17 protein-coding genes are annotated in these 20392 nt (G+C 62.7%); 12 read left to right on the forward strand and 5 right to left on the reverse strand.

Going from position 1 to position 20392, the window contains the following annotated elements; all coding sequences use genetic code 11:
- Positions 1-83 precede the first annotated feature (83 nt).
- From F1002_RS18010 to F1002_RS18020, 3 genes are all read left to right on the forward strand, one after another.
- On the forward strand, positions 84-863 hold the full coding sequence (locus tag F1002_RS18010; protein WP_150430435.1) for an enoyl-CoA hydratase/isomerase family protein: 780 nt from the start codon (positions 84-86) through the stop codon (positions 861-863).
- An 88-nt stretch (positions 864-951) separates the two neighbouring features.
- Positions 952-1800 (forward strand): phosphate/phosphite/phosphonate ABC transporter substrate-binding protein, encoded by an 849-nt coding sequence (locus F1002_RS18015; protein WP_150430436.1) that lies wholly within the window; start codon positions 952-954, stop codon positions 1798-1800.
- 1 nt (position 1801) lies between these two features.
- Positions 1802-3856, forward strand: a complete 2055-nt coding sequence (locus F1002_RS18020; RefSeq protein ID WP_150430437.1) for an ATP-binding protein — start codon at positions 1802-1804, stop codon at positions 3854-3856.
- Here F1002_RS18020 and F1002_RS18025 read toward each other — a convergent pair.
- Positions 3853-4653, reverse strand: coding sequence for an IclR family transcriptional regulator (locus F1002_RS18025; protein ID WP_150430438.1), 801 nt, complete (start codon positions 4651-4653; stop codon positions 3853-3855). The two genes, F1002_RS18020 and F1002_RS18025, sit on opposite strands and share 4 nt — an antisense overlap.
- 73 nt (positions 4654-4726) lie before the next feature.
- Between F1002_RS18025 and paaY the strand changes: the two genes are divergently transcribed.
- Positions 4727-5344 (forward strand): phenylacetic acid degradation protein PaaY, encoded by a 618-nt coding sequence (gene paaY, locus F1002_RS18030; RefSeq protein WP_370452186.1) that lies wholly within the window; start codon positions 4727-4729, stop codon positions 5342-5344.
- An 18-nt stretch (positions 5345-5362) separates the two neighbouring features.
- On the opposite strand, the gene paaX is transcribed toward paaY, so the two are convergent.
- Positions 5363-6310, reverse strand: coding sequence for a phenylacetic acid degradation operon negative regulatory protein PaaX (gene paaX / locus F1002_RS18035; protein WP_150430439.1), 948 nt, complete (start codon positions 6308-6310; stop codon positions 5363-5365).
- 471 nt (positions 6311-6781) lie between these two features.
- Between paaX and F1002_RS18040 the strand changes: the two genes are divergently transcribed.
- From F1002_RS18040 to ampD, 4 genes are read left to right on the forward strand one after another with little or no spacing between them, the layout of a single operon-like run.
- Positions 6782-7015, forward strand: coding sequence for a PP0621 family protein (locus F1002_RS18040; RefSeq protein WP_150430440.1), 234 nt, complete (start codon positions 6782-6784; stop codon positions 7013-7015).
- On the forward strand, positions 7012-8625 hold the full coding sequence (locus F1002_RS18045) for a PAS domain-containing sensor histidine kinase (RefSeq protein ID WP_150430441.1): 1614 nt from the start codon (positions 7012-7014) through the stop codon (positions 8623-8625). The genes F1002_RS18040 and F1002_RS18045 overlap by 4 nt, the downstream gene beginning before the upstream one ends.
- Positions 8622-9938, forward strand: coding sequence for a sigma-54 dependent transcriptional regulator (locus F1002_RS18050; RefSeq protein ID WP_150430545.1), 1317 nt, complete (start codon positions 8622-8624; stop codon positions 9936-9938). The genes F1002_RS18045 and F1002_RS18050 overlap by 4 nt, the downstream gene beginning before the upstream one ends.
- Positions 9938-10504 carry a 1,6-anhydro-N-acetylmuramyl-L-alanine amidase AmpD gene (ampD, locus tag F1002_RS18055; RefSeq protein WP_150430442.1) on the forward strand — a complete coding sequence of 189 codons (567 nt, stop codon included), beginning with the start codon at positions 9938-9940 and terminating at the stop codon, positions 10502-10504. Before F1002_RS18050 ends, ampD begins: the two co-directional genes overlap by 1 nt.
- On the opposite strand, the gene F1002_RS18060 is transcribed toward ampD, so the two are convergent.
- Together F1002_RS18060 and F1002_RS18065 are read right to left on the reverse strand one after the other, a co-directional pair.
- Positions 10481-11644, reverse strand: coding sequence for a pyridoxal phosphate-dependent aminotransferase (locus F1002_RS18060; RefSeq protein ID WP_150430443.1), 1164 nt, complete (start codon positions 11642-11644; stop codon positions 10481-10483). The two genes, ampD and F1002_RS18060, sit on opposite strands and share 24 nt — an antisense overlap.
- A 62-nt stretch (positions 11645-11706) precedes the next feature.
- The gene (locus F1002_RS18065; RefSeq protein ID WP_150430444.1) at positions 11707-13551 is read right to left on the reverse strand and encodes a phosphoenolpyruvate carboxykinase (GTP); all 1845 of its coding nucleotides are present in this window, start codon (positions 13549-13551) and stop codon (positions 11707-11709) included.
- Between the two features lie 250 nt (positions 13552-13801).
- Here F1002_RS18065 and F1002_RS18070 point away from each other — a divergent pair, with 250 nt between their 5' ends.
- Both F1002_RS18070 and pbpG read left to right on the forward strand, forming a co-directional pair.
- Positions 13802-16081 carry an NADP-dependent malic enzyme gene (locus F1002_RS18070; RefSeq protein ID WP_150430445.1) on the forward strand — a complete coding sequence of 760 codons (2280 nt, stop codon included), beginning with the start codon at positions 13802-13804 and terminating at the stop codon, positions 16079-16081.
- A 102-nt stretch (positions 16082-16183) separates the two neighbouring features.
- Positions 16184-17293, forward strand: coding sequence for a D-alanyl-D-alanine endopeptidase (pbpG, locus tag F1002_RS18075; protein WP_150430446.1), 1110 nt, complete (start codon positions 16184-16186; stop codon positions 17291-17293).
- A 67-nt stretch (positions 17294-17360) separates the two neighbouring features.
- On the opposite strand, the gene F1002_RS18080 is transcribed toward pbpG, so the two are convergent.
- Positions 17361-18089, reverse strand: a complete 729-nt coding sequence (locus tag F1002_RS18080; protein ID WP_150430546.1) for an IclR family transcriptional regulator — start codon at positions 18087-18089, stop codon at positions 17361-17363.
- Positions 18090-18220: 131 nt separating this feature from the next.
- On the opposite strand from F1002_RS18080, the gene F1002_RS18085 reads away from it, so the two are divergent.
- Both F1002_RS18085 and F1002_RS18090 read left to right on the forward strand, forming a co-directional pair.
- Entirely contained in the window at positions 18221-18949 is a 729-nt protein-coding gene (locus F1002_RS18085) for a (Fe-S)-binding protein (RefSeq protein WP_150430447.1), read from the forward strand.
- Positions 18946-20391 carry a LutB/LldF family L-lactate oxidation iron-sulfur protein gene (locus F1002_RS18090; protein ID WP_370452187.1) on the forward strand — a complete coding sequence of 482 codons (1446 nt, stop codon included), beginning with the start codon at positions 18946-18948 and terminating at the stop codon, positions 20389-20391. The genes F1002_RS18085 and F1002_RS18090 overlap by 4 nt, the downstream gene beginning before the upstream one ends.
- The last annotated feature ends 1 nt before the right edge of the window (position 20392 follow it).

Here is a 20392-nt window from a genome sequence, read left to right on the forward strand (position 1 = left end):
CTTCGCGCTGGAAGACCAGAAGGAAGGCATGGCCGCCTTTGCCGAAAAGCGCAAACCGACTTTCAAGAACCGCTGAGGCCCGCATGTACGAAACTCTGGAAATTGAACGGGCCGGCAAGGTCGCGACCATCTGGATGAGCCGTCCGGCCGTCTTCAATGCCTTCGATGAGCAATTGATCGCCGAACTGGCGGCCGCCTGCAAGGAACTCGATGCCGACAGCAGCGTACGCGTCGTCGTGCTCGGCGGGCGTGGCAAGCATTTTTCGGCAGGTGCCGATCTCAACTGGATGAAGCGTGCGTCGCAATTCACCCACGAACAGAATGTCGAGGATGCCCGCAAGTTTGCCGGCATGCTGCGCACCCTGGCCCAGATGAGCAAACCGACCATCGCCCGCGTCCAGGGCGCCGCCCTGGGGGGCGGCACCGGACTGACCGCCGCCTGCGACATGGCGGTGGCCAGCGACGATGCGGCGTTCTCCACGTCCGAGGTCAAGTTCGGCATCATCCCCTCGGCCATCAGCCCCTACGTGCTGCGCGCCATCGGGCCTCGCCATGCCTTGCGCTATTTCCAGAGCGCCGAGCGCATCAGCGCCCAGCGCGCGCTGGCCATCGGGCTGGTCGGTGATGTGGTGCCCCGCGACGCGCTGGATGCCTGCGTCGGCGCCTTGGTCGATGCCTTGCTCCAGTGCGGCCCGCAAGCGCAGAAGGCTGCCAAGGACCTGATCGCAGCCGTTCACGGACAGCCGATCGACGAGGTCATCAGTGAGGAAACGGCGCAGCGCATTGCCCGCCAGCGGGCAACCGACGAAGCGAAGGACGGCATTGCCGCCTTCCTCGACAAGCGGGCGCCGGCCTGGCTGTAGGAGCGTAGGCGGCAGTCGCCGCTTGCCTTCGCTCGACACGCCCGACGATTGGACCGAAAATCGGGGTTCTCCGTCCGGAAAACTACCGATGGTCCGTCGTCTCCTGATTTTTTTGCTTGCTTGTTTTGCTCTGGCAAACCTCGCGTTTGCCCAGTCGCCGGTCTATCGTTTTTCTCCGGTCAATCAGTGGGACATCAACAAAACAGCCGCCTACTGGAATCCGATCATCCGCTACGTCAGCGAAAAGAGCGGCGTGCGTCTTGAATTGAAGATCGGTCGTACCTCGGCCGATACGACGGCCTATGTGTTGGCCCAGGAGGTGGAGTTCGTGTTCTCCAATCACCTGTTCAGCCCGGAGCGCGATCAATTGGGCTGGAAGGTGTTCGGGCGGCGCTGGACGCCGCCGTTGCAGGGACAGATCGCAGTGCCGGCCGATTCATCGATTACCCGCATCGAGGACTTGAAGGGGCAGGAGGTCGTCTTCGCCGGACCGGAGGCCTTTATCGGCTACAAGGTGCCACACGCTCATCTCCAGGCGAAGGGGATCGACGTCAAGGTGGTCTTCGCCGGCAACCAGAATGCGGCATTCGCCCAGTTGTTCGCGGGCAAGGCCAAGGCTGTCGGTAGCAACTCGGCCCTGATCGACGGGTACGCGATGCGCGAAGGACGCAAATTCCGGGTGCTGTGGACCTCGGATAGTTTTCACGATCTGGCGCTGATGGCTTCCGGCAAGGTTCCCGAGAAGGACGTCAAGGCAGTCGCCTCGGCGTTCATCAACATGCACCGCGATCCGGTTGGCAAGACCATTCTGGTCAAGGCGTCGGAAGAGGTCGGCCTTGATCGCCAGGCTTACTTCCTGCCGGCCACGGGGGCCGACTACGCCGCCTACCGACGCTTCTTCCAGGCGGTTCCGGCGGCATCGCGCCAGGAGCGCTAGGGTGTTGCGGTTACTCGACCAGTTGTTGCCTGCATCGCTGATCGGACGCGTTTATACGCTGTACTCGACCGTGCTGCTGCTTTTCGTCACCAGCAGCCTCGGATTGTTCTATCAGTATCAATATGTTCAGGTGGTCGAGGAAGTCCAGGATTCGGCGGCCATGCTGATCGAACTGGCGGCGCAGACCGTGGCCGACAGCGCGGTGATCGGCGACTACGACACCATCAAGCGCACCCTGGATACCTCGATCCTGCGCTCGCAGTTTGCCTCAGCCATGTACATCGATCTCTCGGGGGGGATGATCAAGAGCCAGAGCGCGCCGACAGCCAAGCCGAATGCGCCGGAGTGGCTGCTCAACAGCGTCGCCGGGCATCTTTACGATGTGAATCGCAACATTTCCGCGGGGGGCAAGGACTATGGCGTGTTGCGCCTGACCTTCGCGGTCAATGCGATCGCTGCCGGACTCTGGGAGTTGCTGCGCACGGCCATTTGGCTGGCGGTGATTTGCCTGGCCGGTGGCCTGATGATGATCTGGATACCTCTTCGCCGCTGGCTGGGAACGCTGGATCGGGTGCGCGAGTTCGATACTGCGCAGGTACAGCCCTCGATTACCGCCGAGATGGTTGATCCCGTGGATATCCCTCTGGAATTTCGCCCGGCTTTCGACGTCCTGCAGCGGACGGCCGACAGCTTGCGCAAGGAGTTGGAGTCCCGGGAGCAGACCTTGGGTTCCCTGCGGGAAATTGCCGCCAGCCTGCTGTCGAGCAGCGACTTGCAAAGCGATGATGCGGACGATATCGCCGGCTTGTCGAAACTGGTCGCCAAACTCGTGGCCGAGCGCGAGGCCGGCCGTATCGAACTGCAACTCGCCAAGGAAACGGCCGAGTCGGCCAGTCGCGCCAAGAGCGAGTTTCTCGCCAACATGAGCCACGAAATCCGTACGCCGATGAACGGCATCATCGGCATGACCGAGGTGGTGCTCGGCACGCCGATCAATACCGAGCAGCGAGAGTACGTCGGCATCATCAAGTCTTCGGCGGAATCCCTGGTCGGCATCATCAACGACATCCTCGACTTTTCGAAAATCGAGGCCGGCATGCTGACGGTCGAGATGCTGCCCTGTGACTTGCGGCAGATCATCAGCGATGCGATCACGCCTTTCGCGGTACTCGCCAGCGACAAACACCTGCAACTGGGGCAGGTCGTTGCGGCGGACGTGCCCCTCCTGATAGCCAGCGATCCCGTCCGGGTGCGGCAGATACTCGTCAACCTGATCGGCAATGCGATCAAGTTCACCGAGCGGGGCGCTGTCCAGGTCGAGGTGGCCATGCGGATGGAGCTGGGTGCGCAAGGCATGGTGCAGGTCAGCGTGCGGGATAGCGGTATCGGTATTCCGGCCGAGAAGCTCGACCTGATCTTCAATGCCTTTTCGCAGGCTGACGGCTCGACAACGCGGCAATACGGGGGAACCGGCCTCGGCTTGTCGATCACGCGACGACTGGTCGAACTGTTGGGCGGCTCCCTGTGGGTGGAGAGCGTCGTCGGTCAGGGAAGTGCTTTCCATTTCGCCCTGCCGCTGCTCAACACGGCCGCGTCCGAGGTCGCTGACCAGTCGGCCAAGGTTGCGAATGCGGCCCCGGAGTCCGGGCTCCGCGTCGATATCGAGCTGCCGGTCCTGCTGGTGGAAGACAATCAGGTCAACCAGAAAGTCGCGCTCAAATTGCTCGAGCGCCGCGGCTATCACGCACACCTGGCCGAGAATGGCGAGGTTGCCCTGGCCACTGTGGCGCGGGAGCGGTTTGCAGTCATCCTGATGGACATGCAGATGCCGGTCATGGACGGCATCGAGGCGACGCGGGCCATTCGCAGTCTGGAAGCCAGGGAAGGCCTGCCGCGTACGCCGATCATCGCGATGACGGCCAATGCCATGGAGGGCGACAGGGAGCGTTGCCTGGAGGCCGGCATGGACGATTACATCTCCAAGCCGATTCGGGCCGATCAGCTCTATGCGCACCTGGCGCAATGGACCGGGCGCCAGGCGCGGGGAGTAAGCTAGGTCGGTTGCTTCGGCTCGCCGTGCGCGCCCAGTCGCTCCGACAAGGCAGCTGCGTGGCGCTTCAGGCTGGTCACCACCTCGCCGTCCGGGCTGATGTCGAACATCCCCTGAACGCCGACCACGAGGACGGACATGGTGATCTCGTTCTTGAAATTGAAGACCGGCGCCGCCACGGCCTCGACACCCGGAACCTTGTGCTGACCCCTGGTGGCGGCGAAGCCGAGTGCGCGCACCTCGGCCAGCATGGCCTCGACTCCGGCCCTGGTGCCGAGTTCCGGCGGCAGCTTGGCGTGCTTGAGTTCGTCGGCAATCATCGGCGCGATGGTTTTTCGCGGCATCCACGCGGCGAAGACGCGGCCGGTCGCCGAGGACAACAAGTCGAGCACCGTCCCGGTAATCACATTGACCGTAATGGGGCGGCGTGGCCGTTCCCAGCGGACGATGACCGGGCCTTTGTCGCCCCACACGGCGAGCGCCGTGGTCTGGTTGATTTCATCGCGCATCTCGGCGATGGCGTTGAGCCCGAGGCGGACGCGATCGAGGCGGTCGAGGGCGACGAGACCGATGTTCATGGCGAACGCTCCGAGGTCGTAGCGCGATGACATCGGGTCCTGCTCGACCAGTCCGGCGCGGATCAGGCTGACCAGGTAACGGTGTGCCTTGGAGGCCGGCATGTCCGCCGCCGCGGCAATTTCCTTGAGCATCATCGAGCGTTGGCCATTGACCATCGCGCGCAGGATGCCCATGCCGATTTCCAGCGACTGTACGCCATGCTTGCCATCGATGTCGTCGGTCATGACGCCTCCCGAAGTTCTGTTATTTAAAATCGGTTCTATAATACAGCATAGCCATTCTGCGGAGCGTATTCCTGTGCCAGCCTTGAGAGTCTATGCCATCGATGGCATCGTTCCGGTCGTCGATCCGACCGCCTATGTCCATCCCAGTGCCGTGCTGATCGGCGACGTCATCGTCGGTCCCGGTTGTTATGTCGGGCCTTGCGCCAGCCTGCGCGGCGATTTCGGGCGTCTGATCCTGGAGGCCGGCGCCAATCTGCAGGATACCTGCGTGATGCACGGCTTTCCCGGGACCGACACGGTGGTCGAGGAAAATGGACACATCGGGCATGGGGCCGTGCTGCATGGCTGCCGTGTCGGACGCAATGCCCTGATCGGCATGAATGCGGTGATCATGGACAACGCCGTGATCGGTGAGGCGAGCATCGTGGCCGCTTCGGCCTTCATCAAGGCCGGCCAGGAAATCCCGGCGCGTACCTTGGTGGCGGGGATGCCGGCCAAGATCATCCGGCCGCTGAGCGATGAGGAAATCGCCTGGAAGTCGGACGGCACGCGGACATATCAGGATTTGACCCGCCGTTGCCTGGCCAGCATGGTTGAAACGGACCCGCTGACCGAGGTCGAGGCGGGGCGCAAGCGCATCGAGATGCCGGATGTGATCCCGCTGGCGGAGTTGAAAAAGCGGGGAGGCTGATCCGCGCTTTGCCAAGCTTCAGACCTTCAGCGGGTCGTATTGCGAAAAGCGCCCGGCGAGCGAAATGTCGACGACCGGAACGCTGCCGTCGGCGAGGCAGAGCAGATCGTCAAGATGCCGGTTGGACGGCAATTCCAGGCGCTTGTAGAGTTCCTTGCACAGCAGTCGTGCCTGTTGGCCCGGCCAGTCGGCCGGTAGCAGCACTTCGGGCAGTTCCGGGTCGCGCAGCAGCAGGCGGCGATAATCGTGGATGAGCAGGATGCGCAGCAGGAAGGCATCCTGGTCGGTTATGGCCGCCAGATGGTCGCGCCGGAGTTCGTCGACGATGGGCTGGTAGGTGGCGACGAACCGGCTGTAGTCATCGGCCAGCGCGTTGAGGTTCCAGGCGCGGCTGACGAGATCGGCGTCGCTTGCCGACTGGGCGGAGCGGGAGTCGGCCGCGAAAAGCGGCAGCAAGGCACCCAGCGAGGATGACAGGCCTTCGGCGATCAGGGCATCGAGCACGCTCGGCAGTTCGGCGCTCGGGTGGACGAAGCAGTCGGCGCCGAGCGCGCCGAAGCCTTGCCAGAAGAGTGCGCCGCGGACGTGTTCACGCGTTTTCGGGTCGAGTTCGCCGACTACCAGGATCAGGCGCCAGCGACGGTCCCACAAGGGGGCGTGGGCGGCGTAGATGTGCCGGGATGCTTCCTCGAAGCGGCGCCGGCCGGATGGCGTCAAGACGTAATCGGCACGGCGGCCTATCGTTTCCGTTCTCAGCCATTCCTCCTTGGCCAGGCGGAAGACGGAGGTGCGAATCAGGCGTTCGTTAAGTTCCAGGGGCTCGAGCAGGCGGATCAGGCTGCCCAGCCAGATGCGTCCGCCGCGCGGCAGGATGGCGTCGCCGAACACGGTAATGATCAGCGAACCGGCTTGAACCCGGCGTTGTTGACGGAAGGTGTCGAGGCGTTGCTGGACGAGAGAACTCACGATATATGGGGGCGATTAAACGAGGGCGATCGATGGGCTCCCGGCGAGCCATCTACGTATTGGGTGCGATTATACTGTAATTGAGTATCACTTTCCGCCATGGGTTTTCGAATGAAATTGGGCATTTTCCATTGATTTTCGTTGTTGTTGATACATTATTATTTGTACGTTTCTATTTGCTGTATCGTTTTGTCGCTTTGCAGCGATACCGGCCGGCTTCGCTTGCCTATGGACGCAGGCGGCCGAATAGCCTCAGTGGCGTAGCCCCGCTCCGGATGGAACGGGGAAGTGTGGTAGATTCATTGGCGCTCTTGGTGGCTTGTCTTTTGGCAAGCGTTTGAATTTAATGGAACTTTTTGGCCGGGGTCGTTCCCGGTGGCGAGGTTGTTGCAAGCCGTTCCGGTTGCCCCCGCAAGAGGCTCCTGTCAGCGGGGCGACGGGTGGGTGGTTTGCAGCAAAGTGGGATAAGCGATGAAATATCTGTTGTTGCTCGGGTTGGTTGCAGTGATCTGGTGGGTTTGGAGCAAGCGCAAGGCGGCGGCTGATGCGCCACGCGTACGGCCGACATCGCCGGATCCGGAAAAAATGGTCAGCTGCGCGCACTGCGGGGTTTACCTGCCGGAAAGCGACAGCGTTTCCGATGGCGGGCTGACGTATTGCTGCGAGGCGCATCGGGCTCTGGGTTCTTCGGCCGATCGCCGATGACCGAGTGGCTGTCGTCGACCTGGGAGGCGAGTTGGCGCTCCTTCCAGTATTTCAACCTGTATCGGCTGGTGCTCGCCCTGCTGTTCTGCCTGGCGCTCCTTTTTCCCAACGAGTGGACTGCCCGTCTGAACCTCCTGCCGACGACACCGATCCTGGTGCTGACGGCTGTCTATCTGTCGGCAACCCTGGGCGGCCTGCTGCTGGCGACGCACTGGCATCGCCATTTCAACAAGCAGCTGTCGGTGCAGGTGATGATCGACATCGCCGCCGTCACGGCATTGATGCTGCAGGCGCGCGGCGTGGGCAGCGGTCTGGGCATCCTCCTGCTGGTCTCGCTGGCGGCGGCCAGCCTGGTCGGGCGCGGACGCCTTGTCGTGTTCTATGCGGCGGTCGCTACCCTGGCGGTCCTGTTGATGCAGTCTTACGGCATTCTCGCCGAACAGTTCGAACCGACGACCATCGTCCAGGCAGGCCTGATTTCCGCCGGCTTTTTCGCGACGGCGATCCTGGCACGCCTGCTTGGTCAGCGCGTCATGATCAACGAAGATTTGGCACGGCGAAGGGGGGTGGCCCTGGAGAACCAGATATTGATCAGCCAGCGGGTGGTCGAGCGCGTACAGCTCGGCGTGGCGATCGTCGGCCGCGAGGGGGAAGTGATTCGCTGCAACCCGGTTGCCCAGGAGATGCTTGGCCTGCCGGATGCCGGCACGCCGTCCCCGCTGGCCGCGTGTTCCGGCGCGCTGGCTGATGCCCTGGCCGCCTGGCAGCGGAGCGCTAAAGGGGAGCAGTCGAGTTTTTCCGGGGCCGGCGGGCGCGACCTGCAGGCGCGCTTTGAGTCGACCAGCAGTTCGGATGGCGAAATCCTGATCTTTCTGGAAGACCTCGGGCGGATCAAGGAACAGGCACAGCAGCTCAAGCTGGCCTCGCTGGGACGCTTGACGGCCAGCATCGCCCATGAAATCCGCAATCCGCTGTCGGCCATCGGCCATGCCGGCGAGCTCTTGCGCGAAGAGCGGCGCGGCGAAATGCAGGAGCGCCTGTTGCGGATTCTCAACGACAACGTGATCCGTCTCGATCGCATCGTCAAGGATGTTCTGGAGCTCGGCCGCCAGAACCGGGCCGAACCTGAAATGCTGCGGGCTGAGGCTTTTTGCGTGGCCTTCCTGGAAGAACTGGCGGGGAGCGAAAGTTTTCCGGAGGGCGTGGTCAGGCTGGAGGTACGCGACGATTTCCCGATTTGCTTTGATCGCTCGCATTTGCACCAGGTGCTTTGGAATCTGGTCAGCAATGGCGTCCGTCATTCGACGGGCGGGCCGGGTGCGGTTCGGGTGGTCCTGCAGAACGGTGCACTTCCCGGGCGGGTAGAATTGCATGTGATCGATGACGGTCAGGGTATTCCGGAGTCCGTGCGCGAGCAGATTTTCGAGCCCTTCTTCACGACGCATACGCAAGGGACCGGCCTCGGGCTATTCATCGCCCGGGAGTTGTGCGCCACCAACGGCGCCAGCCTTGAACTCGTGGCCTCAAGCCGGGGGGCGCATTTTATTGTTGCAGGGAGAAACGACACGTGTCAGCTGCCAAATCCGAACGACGCCCCCGTGGCGAAATGAGCCGGGTGCTCGTCGTTGACGACGAGGCCGACATTCGCGAACTGATCGATCTGACGCTCGCCCGGATGGGGCTGGCCACCGAGTGCGCGGGATCGGTCGCCGAGGCGCGGGCCGCACTGGAGGCCGAGGATTTCCAGTTGTGCCTGACCGACATGCGCCTGCCGGATGGCGATGGGCTGGAGATCGTCCGCTACATCACCGAGCATTGTCCGCAGACGCCGGTTGCCGTGATCACCGCGTTCGGCAGCGCCGGCAACGCGGTCGCCGCGCTGAAGGCCGGCGCTTTCGACTATCTGGCCAAGCCGGTCGGGCTGGAGCAGTTGCGGGCACTGATCAAGTCGGCACTGCGCCTGCCCGGCGGCAGCCAGGACGAGGCCAATCCCTTGCAGGCGCTGATCGGTGATTCGCCGGCCATGCAGCAGGTCCGCACGATGATCGAGAAGTTGGCCCGCAGCCAGGCGCCGATCTACATTTCCGGCGAATCGGGTAGCGGCAAGGAGCTGGCTGCCCGCCTGATCCACGGGCGCAGCGCCCGTGCTGCCAGCCCCTTTGTCCCGGTCAATTGCGGGGCCATCCCGGAAAACCTGATGGAAAGCGAGTTTTTCGGCTACCGCAAAGGGGCCTTCACCGGCGCCCAGGACGACCGCGAGGGTTTCTTCCAGGCGGCCAGCGGCGGCACCCTGTTCCTCGACGAAGTGGCAGACCTGCCGCTGGCCATGCAGGTCAAGCTGCTGCGTGCAATCCAGGAAAAGCGCGTGCGCAAGGTGGGCAGCGTGACCGAGGAGCCGGTCGATGTCCGCATCATCTGCGCGACGCACAAGAACCTGCGCGATCTGGTCGACAAGGGAGCCTTCCGGCAGGATTTGTACTACCGCCTGAACGTCATCGAGTTGCGCATGCCGCCCCTCCGTGAGCGCCTTGAGGACATCCCGCCGCTGGTCGACGCCATCCTGCATCGCGTTTTTGGCGACAAGCCACCGCGCTTGTCGAGTGGTGCGCTGAAGGCACTGCAGTTCTATGCCTTCCCGGGGAATGTCCGCGAGCTGGAGAATATTCTGGAGCGGGCGACGGCCCTGTGTTCCGGCGACAGCATCGAGGTGGACGACTTGCACCTCGGGCCGGAGGAAATCCACGAGGACGAAATCGAGGGGCGGGGTAGTGAAACCCTGGATGAATACCTCAACCGTCTGGAGCGCCAGGCCATTCTCGAAGCCTTGCAGAAAGCCGAAGGCAACCGCACAGCGGCGGCCCGGCTGCTGGGTGTGACCTTCCGCTCGATGCGCTATCGCCTTGAGCGGCTGGGTATCGAGTGATGTCGTGGCAGGATGATGGCTGGCTGGCGGGGGTGACGTGGCTGCCCTCGCCGAATTTCGGCGAGCGTCCGGCTGATGCGGCGGTATCGCTGGTCGTGATCCATAACATCAGCCTGCCGCCGGATCAGTTCGGCGGCGAATGGGTCGAGGATTTTTTCCTGAATCGTCTCGATCCGACCGCGCATCCCTATTTTGCGACCATTGCCGATGTGCAGGTGTCGTCGCATTTCTATGTCAGGCGCGATGGCCGGATCATACAGTTCGTCGGTTGTGACAAGCGGGCCTGGCATGCGGGTCAGTCGTGCTGGTGCGATCGAGACAACTGCAACGACTATTCAGTCGGTATCGAGCTCGAAGGCTCGGATACCCGAGGATTTTCCGGCGAACAGTACGTAGCCTTGTGGCGACTGCTGGATGCCTTGCGTGTCCGCTATCCGCTGGCTGCCATTGCCGGGCACAGCCACGTCGCGCCGGGGCGCAAGACGGACCCCGGCCCGTATTTCGACTGGCCTGAGGTCGCGCTGCGTTACCCGGCCCTGGCCTTACCGCCCGAAGTAGCGCGCTAGGCGTTCGGTCGCCTCGGCCAGGCGTTCCACCCCGGTCGTGTAAGCGAAACGGATGTGCTTTTCCGGTGCGTTGCTGCCGAAATCGAGCCCCGGCGTTGCCGCGACGCCCGATTTTTCGAGCAGGTCGCGCGCCAGCGAGAAGCTGTCGTCGGTCAATTGCGAGCAGTCGCAATACAGATAGAACGCACCTTCCGGGCGGGCCGTGATGCGGAAACCGATAGCCTCCAGCCGGGGGGCGAGGAAGTCGCGGCGGCGACGGAATTCCGCCCGGCGCTCTTCCAGAAGGGCAATCGTCTCTGGCTCGAAGGCCGCCAGCGCGGCATGCTGGGCTGGCGTCGAAGGACACAGTACGAGGTTCTGGGCCAATTTTTCGACATCGCGTACATAAGCCTCGGGGATCACCATCCAGCCCAGACGCCAGCCGGTCATCTGGAAATATTTCGAGAAGCTGTTGATGACCCAGATGTCGTCGCCAGCGGCACACGCGGTAGGCGCATCCGTTTCATACGTCAGCCCGTGATAGATCTCGTCGACCATGAAATGCCCTTGTCGCCGGCGGCAAACCTCGGCCAAGGCGGCAATCTCCTCGCCGGTGAGCAGCGTGCCGGTCGGGTTCGCCGGCGAGGCAACCAGCAGGCCCGAGGTGCGTTCGATCCATGCAGCATCGACTTGGGCGGCGGTCGGCTGGAAGTTGCTTTCCGGTCCGACAGGGAGGGCAACCGGTGTTCCCTCGTAGGTGCGCAGAATGTGGCGGTTGCAGGGGTAGCCTGGGTCGGCCAGCAGCCATTCATCGCCCGGATTGGCGAGCGCGGCAAAGGCAAGGTTCAGGGCGCCGGAAGCACCGTTGGTAATGGCGATGCGGCTGGCCGGAACGGCCACGCCGTAACGTTCCCGGTAGAAAACGGAGATTGCAGCACGCAATTCGGGTAGCCCGAGGGCTTGGGTATATAGCGTCCTGCCCTGGTTGATCGCCGCCACGGCTGCCCGGGCAATCGGCTCCGGTGTCGGAAAGTCCGGCTCCCCGACCTCCATGTGAATGATGTCGCGTCCCTCGGCTTCGAGTTGGCGGGCGCGGGTCAGCAACTCGACGACGTGGAAGGGCTCGATGTCAGCCAGGCGGGCAGCGGGACGGTAGGTCATGGCAATCCTCAAATAAAAACGGCCACCCGGAGGTGGCCGTTGCATTATCGCTCAGGGACGAATCAGGCGGCGTCCTTGAAGATGCCCATTTCGAACAGTTCGCGCTTGAGCACGAGTTCGCGCGGCATCTTTTCGCCCATCTTGTCGAACCACTCCTTGTGGCCGGCCAGTTCGGACTTCCAGGCGTCGGCGTCGATGGTGGTCAGTGCCTCGAACTCGTCCTTGTTGATTTCCAGGCCGGTCCAGTCGATGTCTTCGAACTTCGGCATCCAGCCGAGGACGGTTTCCTTGGCGGCGACGGTGCCCTTGCAGCGCTGGACGATCCACTTCAGGACGCGCATGTTGTCGCCGAAGCCCGGCCACATGAATTCGCCCTTCTCGTTCATGCGGAACCAGTTCACACAGAAGATCTTCGGGGTGGCGTCGACGGTCTTGCCCATCTTCAGCCAGTGATTGAAGTAGTCACCCATGTGGTAGCCGCAGAACGGCAGCATGGCGAACGGGTCGCGGCGGACAACGCCCTGCTGGCCGAAGGCGGCAGCGGTGGTTTCGGAGCCCAGCGTGGCGGCCATGTAGACGCCGTAGTTCCAGTTGAAGGCCTGGTAGACCAGCGGCACGGTGGTGGCACGACGGCCGCCGAAGATGAAGGCAGAAATCGGCACGCCGGCGGGATCTTCCCAAGCAGCATCGACGGACGGGCACTGGCCGGCCGGGGCAGTGAAGCGGGAGTTGGCGTGGGCGGCCTTCTTGCCGGCCTTGCCGTCTTCCGGCGTCCAGTCGTTGCCTTGCCAGTCGATCAGGTGATCCGGCGCCTGCTTGGTCAGGCCTTCCCACCACACGTCGCCATCGTCGGTCAGCGCGACGTTGGTGAAGATGATGTTTTCCTTCAGGGTAGCCAGGGCGTTGAAGTTGGTCTTCTCGCTGGTGCCCGGGGCGACGCCGAAGAAACCGGCTTCCGGATTGATGGCGTAGAAGCGGGTGACGCCGTCCTTGTCGACGCGCGGCTTGATCCAGGCGATGTCGTCGCCGATGGTGGTGATCTTCCAGCCATCGAGGGTCTTCGGCGGGATCAGCATGGCGAAGTTGGTCTTGCCGCAAGCCGACGGGAAGGCGGCAGCGACGTAGGACTTTTCACCTTCCGGCGATTCGACGCCGAGGATGAGCATGTGTTCGGCCAGCCAACCCTGATCGCGGGCCATGGTGGAGGCGATGCGCAGGGCGAAGCACTTCTTGCCGAGCAGTGCGTTGCCGCCGTAGCCGGAGCCGTAGGACCAGATTTCGCGGGTTTCCGGGTAATGGACGATGTACTTGACGGTCGGGTTGCACGGCCACTTGGCATCCTGCTGGCCCGGCTCGAGCGGGGCGCCGACGGTATGCACGCAGGGCACGAATTCGCCATCGGTGCCGAGCACGTCATGAACGGCCTTGCCCATGCGGGTCATGGTGCGCATGTTGACGACGACGTAGGCGGAATCGGAAATCTCGACGCCGATATGGGCGATCGGCGAACCGAGCGGGCCCATCGAGAATGGGATGACGTACATGGTGCGGCCCTTCATGCAGCCCTTGAACAGGCCGTTGAGGGTCTCGCGCATCTTGGCGGGCTCTTCCCAGTTGTTGGTCGGGCCGGCGTCTTCCTTCTTCTCGGAGCAGATGTAGGTGCGGTCTTCGACGCGGGCAACATCGGACGGGTCGGAGAAGGCGAGGTAGGAGTTCGGGCGCTTGGCTTCGTTGAGCTTGATCAGGGTGCCGGCCTTGACCATTTCGGCGCACAGCCGGTCGTATTCTTCCTGCGTACCGTCGGCCCAGTGGATATGGTCAGGTTGGGTCAGGGCGGCAATGTCGGCGACCCATTTCTTCAGGCCTTCGTGTTTGACGTAATCGGGCGCGTTCAGCGGTGCGGTCATGGCGATATGTCTCTCTCTAAGTTGCTGATAAAGCTAGGTTTCACGCCAGTCGCCGGGAACTGCCACCAAGACTTCGAGCGGCTGGAGGCCGTCGGCTGGGAAGCGCGTAATTATGCATCAAATTAGGGTAAACATCTACTTGACTTGGCGGGCTACGTGATATCCGATGGTGTGATATTTCACGGGCAGCATGCTATTATCTTTCCGCAATTCGAAATCGCATTTCACGATATAAAACGGAGACAAGGAAATGGACCCTCGACAGCTACGCGAAGCCGCCCTCTATTATCACCGCCAGCCCAAGCCGGGCAAGATTGCAGTCACGCCGATCAAGCAGCTGACCAATCAGTACGATCTGTCGCTGGCCTACTCGCCGGGTGTGGCCTACGCCTGCGAAGAGATCGTTGCCGATCCTTCCGAGGCCAGTACCCTGACTTCGCGCGCCAACCTGGTCGGCGTCATCACGAATGGCACCGCGGTTCTCGGTCTCGGTCCCATCGGTCCGCTCGCCGCCAAGCCAGTCATGGAAGGCAAGGGCGTGCTGTTCAAGAAATTTGCCAACATCGACGTCTTCGACCTTGAAATCGAGGAGCGCGACCCGGACAAGCTGATCGACACCATTGCCTCGCTCGAGCCGACCTTCGGCGGTATCAACCTCGAAGACATCAAGGCGCCGGAGTGCTTCTACATCGAGAAGAAGCTGCGCGAGCGCATGAAGATTCCCGTCTTCCACGATGACCAGCACGGGACGGCCATCGTCGTCGGCGCCGCGATCCTCAACGGCCTGCATCTGATCGGCAAGGATCTGTCCAAGGTCAAAATCGTCACCTCGGGCGCCGGCGCCGCCGCGCTCGCCTGTCTGGATCTCCTTGTCATGCTCGGCGCTCCCGTCGAGAACATCTGGGTCACCGACATCAAGGGCGTGGTCTACGAAGGTCGCGTCGAGGAAATGGACGAGATCAAGGCCCGCTACGCCAAGAAGACCGATGCCCGTACGCTGGGCGAGGTGATCGAGGGCGCCGACGTCTTCCTCGGTCTTTCCGCCGGTGGCGTCCTCAAGCAGGACATGGTGGCCAAGATGGCCCCGACCCCAGTCATCATGGCGCTGGCCAACCCGACGCCGGAAATTTCCCCGGAACTGGTCAAGGCTGTCCGCGACGATGCGATCATCTGTACCGGTCGTTCCGACTACCCGAACCAGGTCAACAACGTCCTCTGCTTCCCCTTCATCTTCCGTGGCGCGCTGGACGTCGGTGCGACGATCATCACCGAGGAAATGAAAATGGCGGCGGTCAAGGCGATCGCCGAACTGGCCCGCGCCGAGCAATCGGAAGTCGTGGCGTCGGCCTATGGCGAGAAGATCTCCGGCTTCGGTCCGGAATACCTGATTCCCAAGCCATTCGACCATCGCCTGATCGTCAAGATCGCGCCGGCTGTGGCCAAGGCCGGCATGGACTCCGGTGTCGCCACCCGCCCGATCCAGGATTGGGATGCCTATATCCAGAGCCTGAACGAATTCGTCTACCACTCCGGCATGATCATGAAGCCGGTGTTCTCGCAGGCCAAGCTGGCACCCAAGCGCATTGTCTTTGCCGAGGGCGAGGATGAGCGCGTGCTGCGTGCCGTGCAGGTGGTGCGTGACGAAGGCATCGCCTGGCCGGTGCTGATCGGCCGTCATGCCGAAATCAACCGCCGTATCGAGGAAGCCGGCCTGCGCATTCGCGAAGGCGAGGACTTCGAGGTTGTACACTCCGAGAACTGCGCTTTCTTCGATGCGCATTACGAAGAGTTCTGCACGACCTATCACCGCCTGATGGAGCGCAAGGGCGTTTCGCCCGAGTTCGCCCGTCGCGAAGTGCGCCGCCGCAATACGCTCTACGGTTCGCTGATGGTGCATCTGGGCTACGCCGACGGCCTGATCTGCGGCACCTTCGGTCGCCACGAGACGCACCGCGAGTATGTGCAAAGCGTGATCGGCATGCGGGCCAGTCATGACCGCTACTACGCGATGAACCTGTTGATGCTGCCGGAGCGCACCGTATTCATTGGCGACACGTACGTGAACTACGACCCGAGCGCCGATCAGCTGGCCGAGATGACCTTGCTGGCTGCCGAGGAGATCCGCAATTTCGGTATCACGCCGAAAGTGGCGCTGCTGTCGCATTCGACCTTCGGGACCGAGGACACGCCGACGTCCTTGAAGATGCGCGAGGTGCTGTCGCACCTCAATCAGCGGGCGCCTGAACTGGAAGTCGAAGGCGAAATGCACGGCGATGCGGCGCTCGACGAACAGATCCGCCTGAAGGCCTTTCCGAACTCCCGCCTGAAGGGGCAGGCCAACCTGCTGGTCATGCCAACGCTCGATGCCGCGAACATCTCGTTCAACCTGTTGAAGGTCGCTGCCGGCGACAATCTGACGGTCGGCCCCATCCTGCTCGGTGCCGCAAAACCGGTGAACATCCTGACGCCAACGGCGACGGTGCGTCGCATTGTCAATATGACGGCGCTTACCGTGGTTGATGCGGGCTAAGTTGTTGCTTTAATTTGTTTTTGTATCTGCTTATTTTTATTGAAAATTCTTCGTCTCCTGCTAAACTGCGGTAAAATTGCCGCAATTGGCGGGAGATGTTGAATGATGCAGAAATTGAAGTCTGCCTTGCTGGTCGGCGCGGTTCTGGGGTTGTGCGTACAAACTCCCGTTCTTGCGGCGCAGACCAAGAAGGTTGAGCAGGGCGCCCAGAAAAAAGCGGCCAAGAAGGCGCCGGCCGCAGCCAATTCAGCCAGCAAACCGGCCGGTAAATCGCTCGCCGGTTCGGCAGGCAAGGCATCGCGGAGCAAGACGGCTGCCGCCGGCGCATCGACCAGGCAGGCCGTTGCCGGCACAGCGAAATCTTCGGGCAAGTCGGCGTCGGTCGCCTCCAAATCCCAAGCCAAGCCGGTTCGCCATGTGGCGATGTCCGATCTGGATACCGATCCGCGCCGCCTGGCACTGTATTCCGCTTCCGCCTTGGTCATCGATCAGAGCAGCGGTCAGCCCCTGCTCGAAAAACAGCCCGATGCCGTGGTTCCCATCGCCTCGATTTCCAAGCTGATGACCGCCATGGTCGTGCTGGACGCCAAGCTTGACCTGCAGGAAGTCATCTCCATCAACGAGGAAGATGTCGATGGCCTGAAAGGTACGCGTTCGCGGCTGCCGGTGGGAACGACCATGACCCGCGAAGCGGCCATGCTGCTGGCCCTGATGTCCTCTGAAAATCGTGCCGCCAATGCGCTCGGGCGCCACTATCCGGGTGGCTTGCCGGCCTTCGTGCAGGCCATGAACAAGAAGTCGCAAGCCCTGGGCATGTACCACTCGCGTTTCGAGGAGCCGACCGGGTTGTCGAGCAATAATGTGTCGACGGCGCATGACCTGGCTCGCATGGTTGCCGCTGCCGCACGCTATCCCGAGATTCGCCAGTATTCGACCACAGCCGAGGCCAAGGTCGAGTTGAATGGCCGTATTCGCGACTTCCACAACACCAATGCCTTGGTGCGCAGCGACAACTGGGAAATCGGCGTTTCGAAGACCGGCTACATTTCCGAAGCCGGTCGCTGCCTGGTCATGCAGGCACGTGTTGCCGACAAGCCGGTCGTCATCGTGCTGCTCGATTCGGTCGGTAAAATGACCCGGGTCGGCGATGCGCAACGGATCAAGCGCTGGATGGAAAGCGCATCGCTGGGGGCGGACCGTCGCAAGGCGTGACGCGACTCGTTCAGCAAAAAGGCCGCTTGCGAGCGGCCTTTTTTTATTTCTGTCCCGAGAAGGGCGGTTACTTGCGCGGGCCGGTGTAGCCGAGGGCCTGCGATACGGCGTCGGCGCTCTTCTTGACCTGCAGTGCCCAGTCCGGATCGTGCCGGTCGGCCGGAGCGGAAACCGAGAGGGCGGCCACAATGACGCCTTCGTCGTCGTGGATCGGCGCAGCAACGCACTTCAGGCCGAGTTCGGCCTCTTCGTCGTCGTAGGCGATGCCATGGCGGCGGACCTTGTCGAGTTCCTTTTCCAGCACGGCCAGCGAGGTCAGTGAATGCGGCGTCTTGCCGGGCAGGCCGGTGCGCTTGGCGTAGTCGCGAACCCTCTGGGGCGTGTCGGTGGCGAGGAACAACTTGCCCAGCGAGGTCAGGTGCAGCGGCGCGCGGCCGCCGACGAGATAGACCACGCGTACCAGGGCACGGCCCGACGAGGTACGTTCAAGGTAGACGATTTCGTCGTCGTGGCGGGTGCCAAGGTTGATTGCCTCGCCGATGCGCTCATGCAATTCCTGCATGAAAGGCAGGGCGACTTCACGAACGTTGATGCGCGACTTGACGATGTTGCCCAGTTCGAGAAGACGGATACCGAGGCGGTAAGTGCCGCTGTCTTGACGCTCGACAAAGCGGGCGGCGCTCATGGCGGCCAGAATGCGGTGCGCTGTCGACGGATGGAGTTCGGTAGCGAGTGCCAAATGTTTCAGGCTGGCGGCATCGGGTGATGCGGCGAGCGCGTCGAGCAACGACATCATACGCTCGATGACCTGGATGGATCCGGGGGCTTTGCCGGATCCGCTGGCTGCTTCGGACAACTGGATTCCTTTATTGGTGTGGTTTGAGTAGCATTAGCCACTTCACTTTTCTTGTGCGCCGCAATATTAGCATGCGCTTAGCTCTCTACGTCACCTGTCTGGTCGACCTGATGCGACCGTCGGTCGGATTCGCCGCCTTGCGCCTGCTTGAAGAAGCGGGCTGCGAAGTGATTGTTCCTGAAGGACAAACCTGCTGCGGGCAGCCGGCCTGGAGTGCCGGCGAGCGCGGCCTGGCCGCAGACCTGGCGAAAAAAGCGATCGCCGAACTGGAAGCTTTCGATCATGTGGTGATTCCCTCCGGTTCGTGCGCCGATCAGGTGCGCAACATTTATCCGCAGTTGTTCGCCAATGATCCTGACTGGGGGCCGAGGGCGCGGAGCCTTGCCGGGCGGACGTATGAGCTGACGAGCTTTCTGGTCGATGTTCTCAAGATTTCGGCTGTGCCCGGCGCTTTCGAAGGGAGCGTGACGTACCACGATTCGTGCAAGGGCTTGCGTGGCCTTGGCATCAAGCGGCAACCGCGCGACTTGTTGAGCCGGGTGCCTGGCCTGGCACTGAAGGAAATGGGCGAGTGCGAGGAATGCTGCGGTTTCGGGGGCGCTTTCTCGGTGAAGTTCGGCGATGTATCAACACGGATCGTCGACCGCAAGTGCGAGTCGATTGCCGCCGCGGCGGCGGACGCCGTTGTCGGTGGCGACCTCGGTTGCCTGATGAATATCGAAGGCCGGCTGCGCCGGCGCGGCGACGAAACGACGCGTGTCCTGCACATTGCCGAAGTGCTGGCCGGGGGCGATGCGTGACGGCCGCCGCGAAGCACTCGCAAGCCATGCATTTCCAGGCACGGGCCGGCGAGAAGGTGCGCAACCCCGTCCTGCAGCGGGCGTTGCAGAAGGCCAAGCCGCTGTTCGTCGGCAAGCGGGCCAAGGGGATGGCCGCGCTGGCCGACGATGCTCTCGATTTCGAGACCCTGCGTACCGCCTGCGAGGCCATCCGCAACCGGACGCTGGCCGATCTCGATGTCTGGCTGGATATTTTCGAGGAACGGGCCAAGGCGACCGGTGCCGAAGTGCTGTGGGCGCGCGACGGTGAGGAAGTCGGCCGTCTGGTCGTCGAGATCGCCCGTCGCCATGGCGTGACCAAGGCAACCAAGTCGAAGTCGATGCTTTCCGAAGAGGCGCATCTCAACGAGGCGCTGGCCGAGGCCGGCATCCGGCCGGTGGAAACCGATCTGGGCGAGTACATCGTTCAGTTGGCCGGCGAAGCGCCGTCGCACATCATCGCGCCGGCGGTGCACAAGACCATCGAGGAGGTTGAGGCGTTGTTTGCCAGGGAGCACGGTCGCCCCATCGAGACACGGACCTCGGCCGATATTCCCGACATGACCCGCGAGGCACGCGAGGTGCTGCGTCAGCACTTCCTGACCGCAGAAATGGGCATTTCCGGCGCCAATTTCCTGATCGCCGAGACCGGCACGGCGGCACTGGTCACCAACGAAGGCAACGGCCGCATGGTGACGACCCTGCCCAAAGTACACGTCGTGGTCACCGGGATCGAGAAGATCGTGCCGACGTTCGAGGACTTCGCGACCCTGATGCGCATGCTGCCGCGCTCGGCAACCGGACAGAGCATTTCCAACTATGTGTCGCTGCTGACAGGAACGAAGCGGGAAGGCGATCACGATGGCCCGGAAAAAACGGTGTTCATCCTGGTCGACAACGGCCGGGCCGGTCTGCTCGGCTCGCCCTATCAGGACATGCTGCGCTGCATCCGTTGCGGCGCCTGCATGAATCACTGCCCGGTGTATTTCTCGCTTGGCGGTCACGCCTACGGCTGGGTCTATCCAGGCCCGATGGGCTCGGTGCTGACGCCGCTCTATACGGGGATCGAGAACGCCCTGGACCTGCCGCATGCTTCCACCGGGTGCAACCAGTGCGGCAGCGTCTGCCCGGTGCGCATCCCGCTGCCCAGACTGATGCACCGCTTGCGCGAGGAGCAGGTCGAGCGCGGCCTGCGCCCGTGGTCGGAGCGTTTGGCGCTCAAAGCCTGGGCATGGCTGGCCGGCCGCCCGGCACTCTACCGCTGGATGACCCGTCGGGCGGTGCGCTATCTGAACTGGCTGGCCGACGACGACGGTCGTATCCGCATCCTCGGCATGGCGCCGGGCTGGACTGCCGGGCGCGACCTGCCGGTGGCATCCGGTCGCACATTCAACGAACTCTACAAAGCAAGAAAGCGAGCTTGAG

The organism is Dechloromonas sp. CZR5, from assembly GCF_008711155.1.
In the GTDB taxonomy this organism is placed as follows: domain Bacteria; phylum Pseudomonadota; class Gammaproteobacteria; order Burkholderiales; family Rhodocyclaceae; genus Azonexus.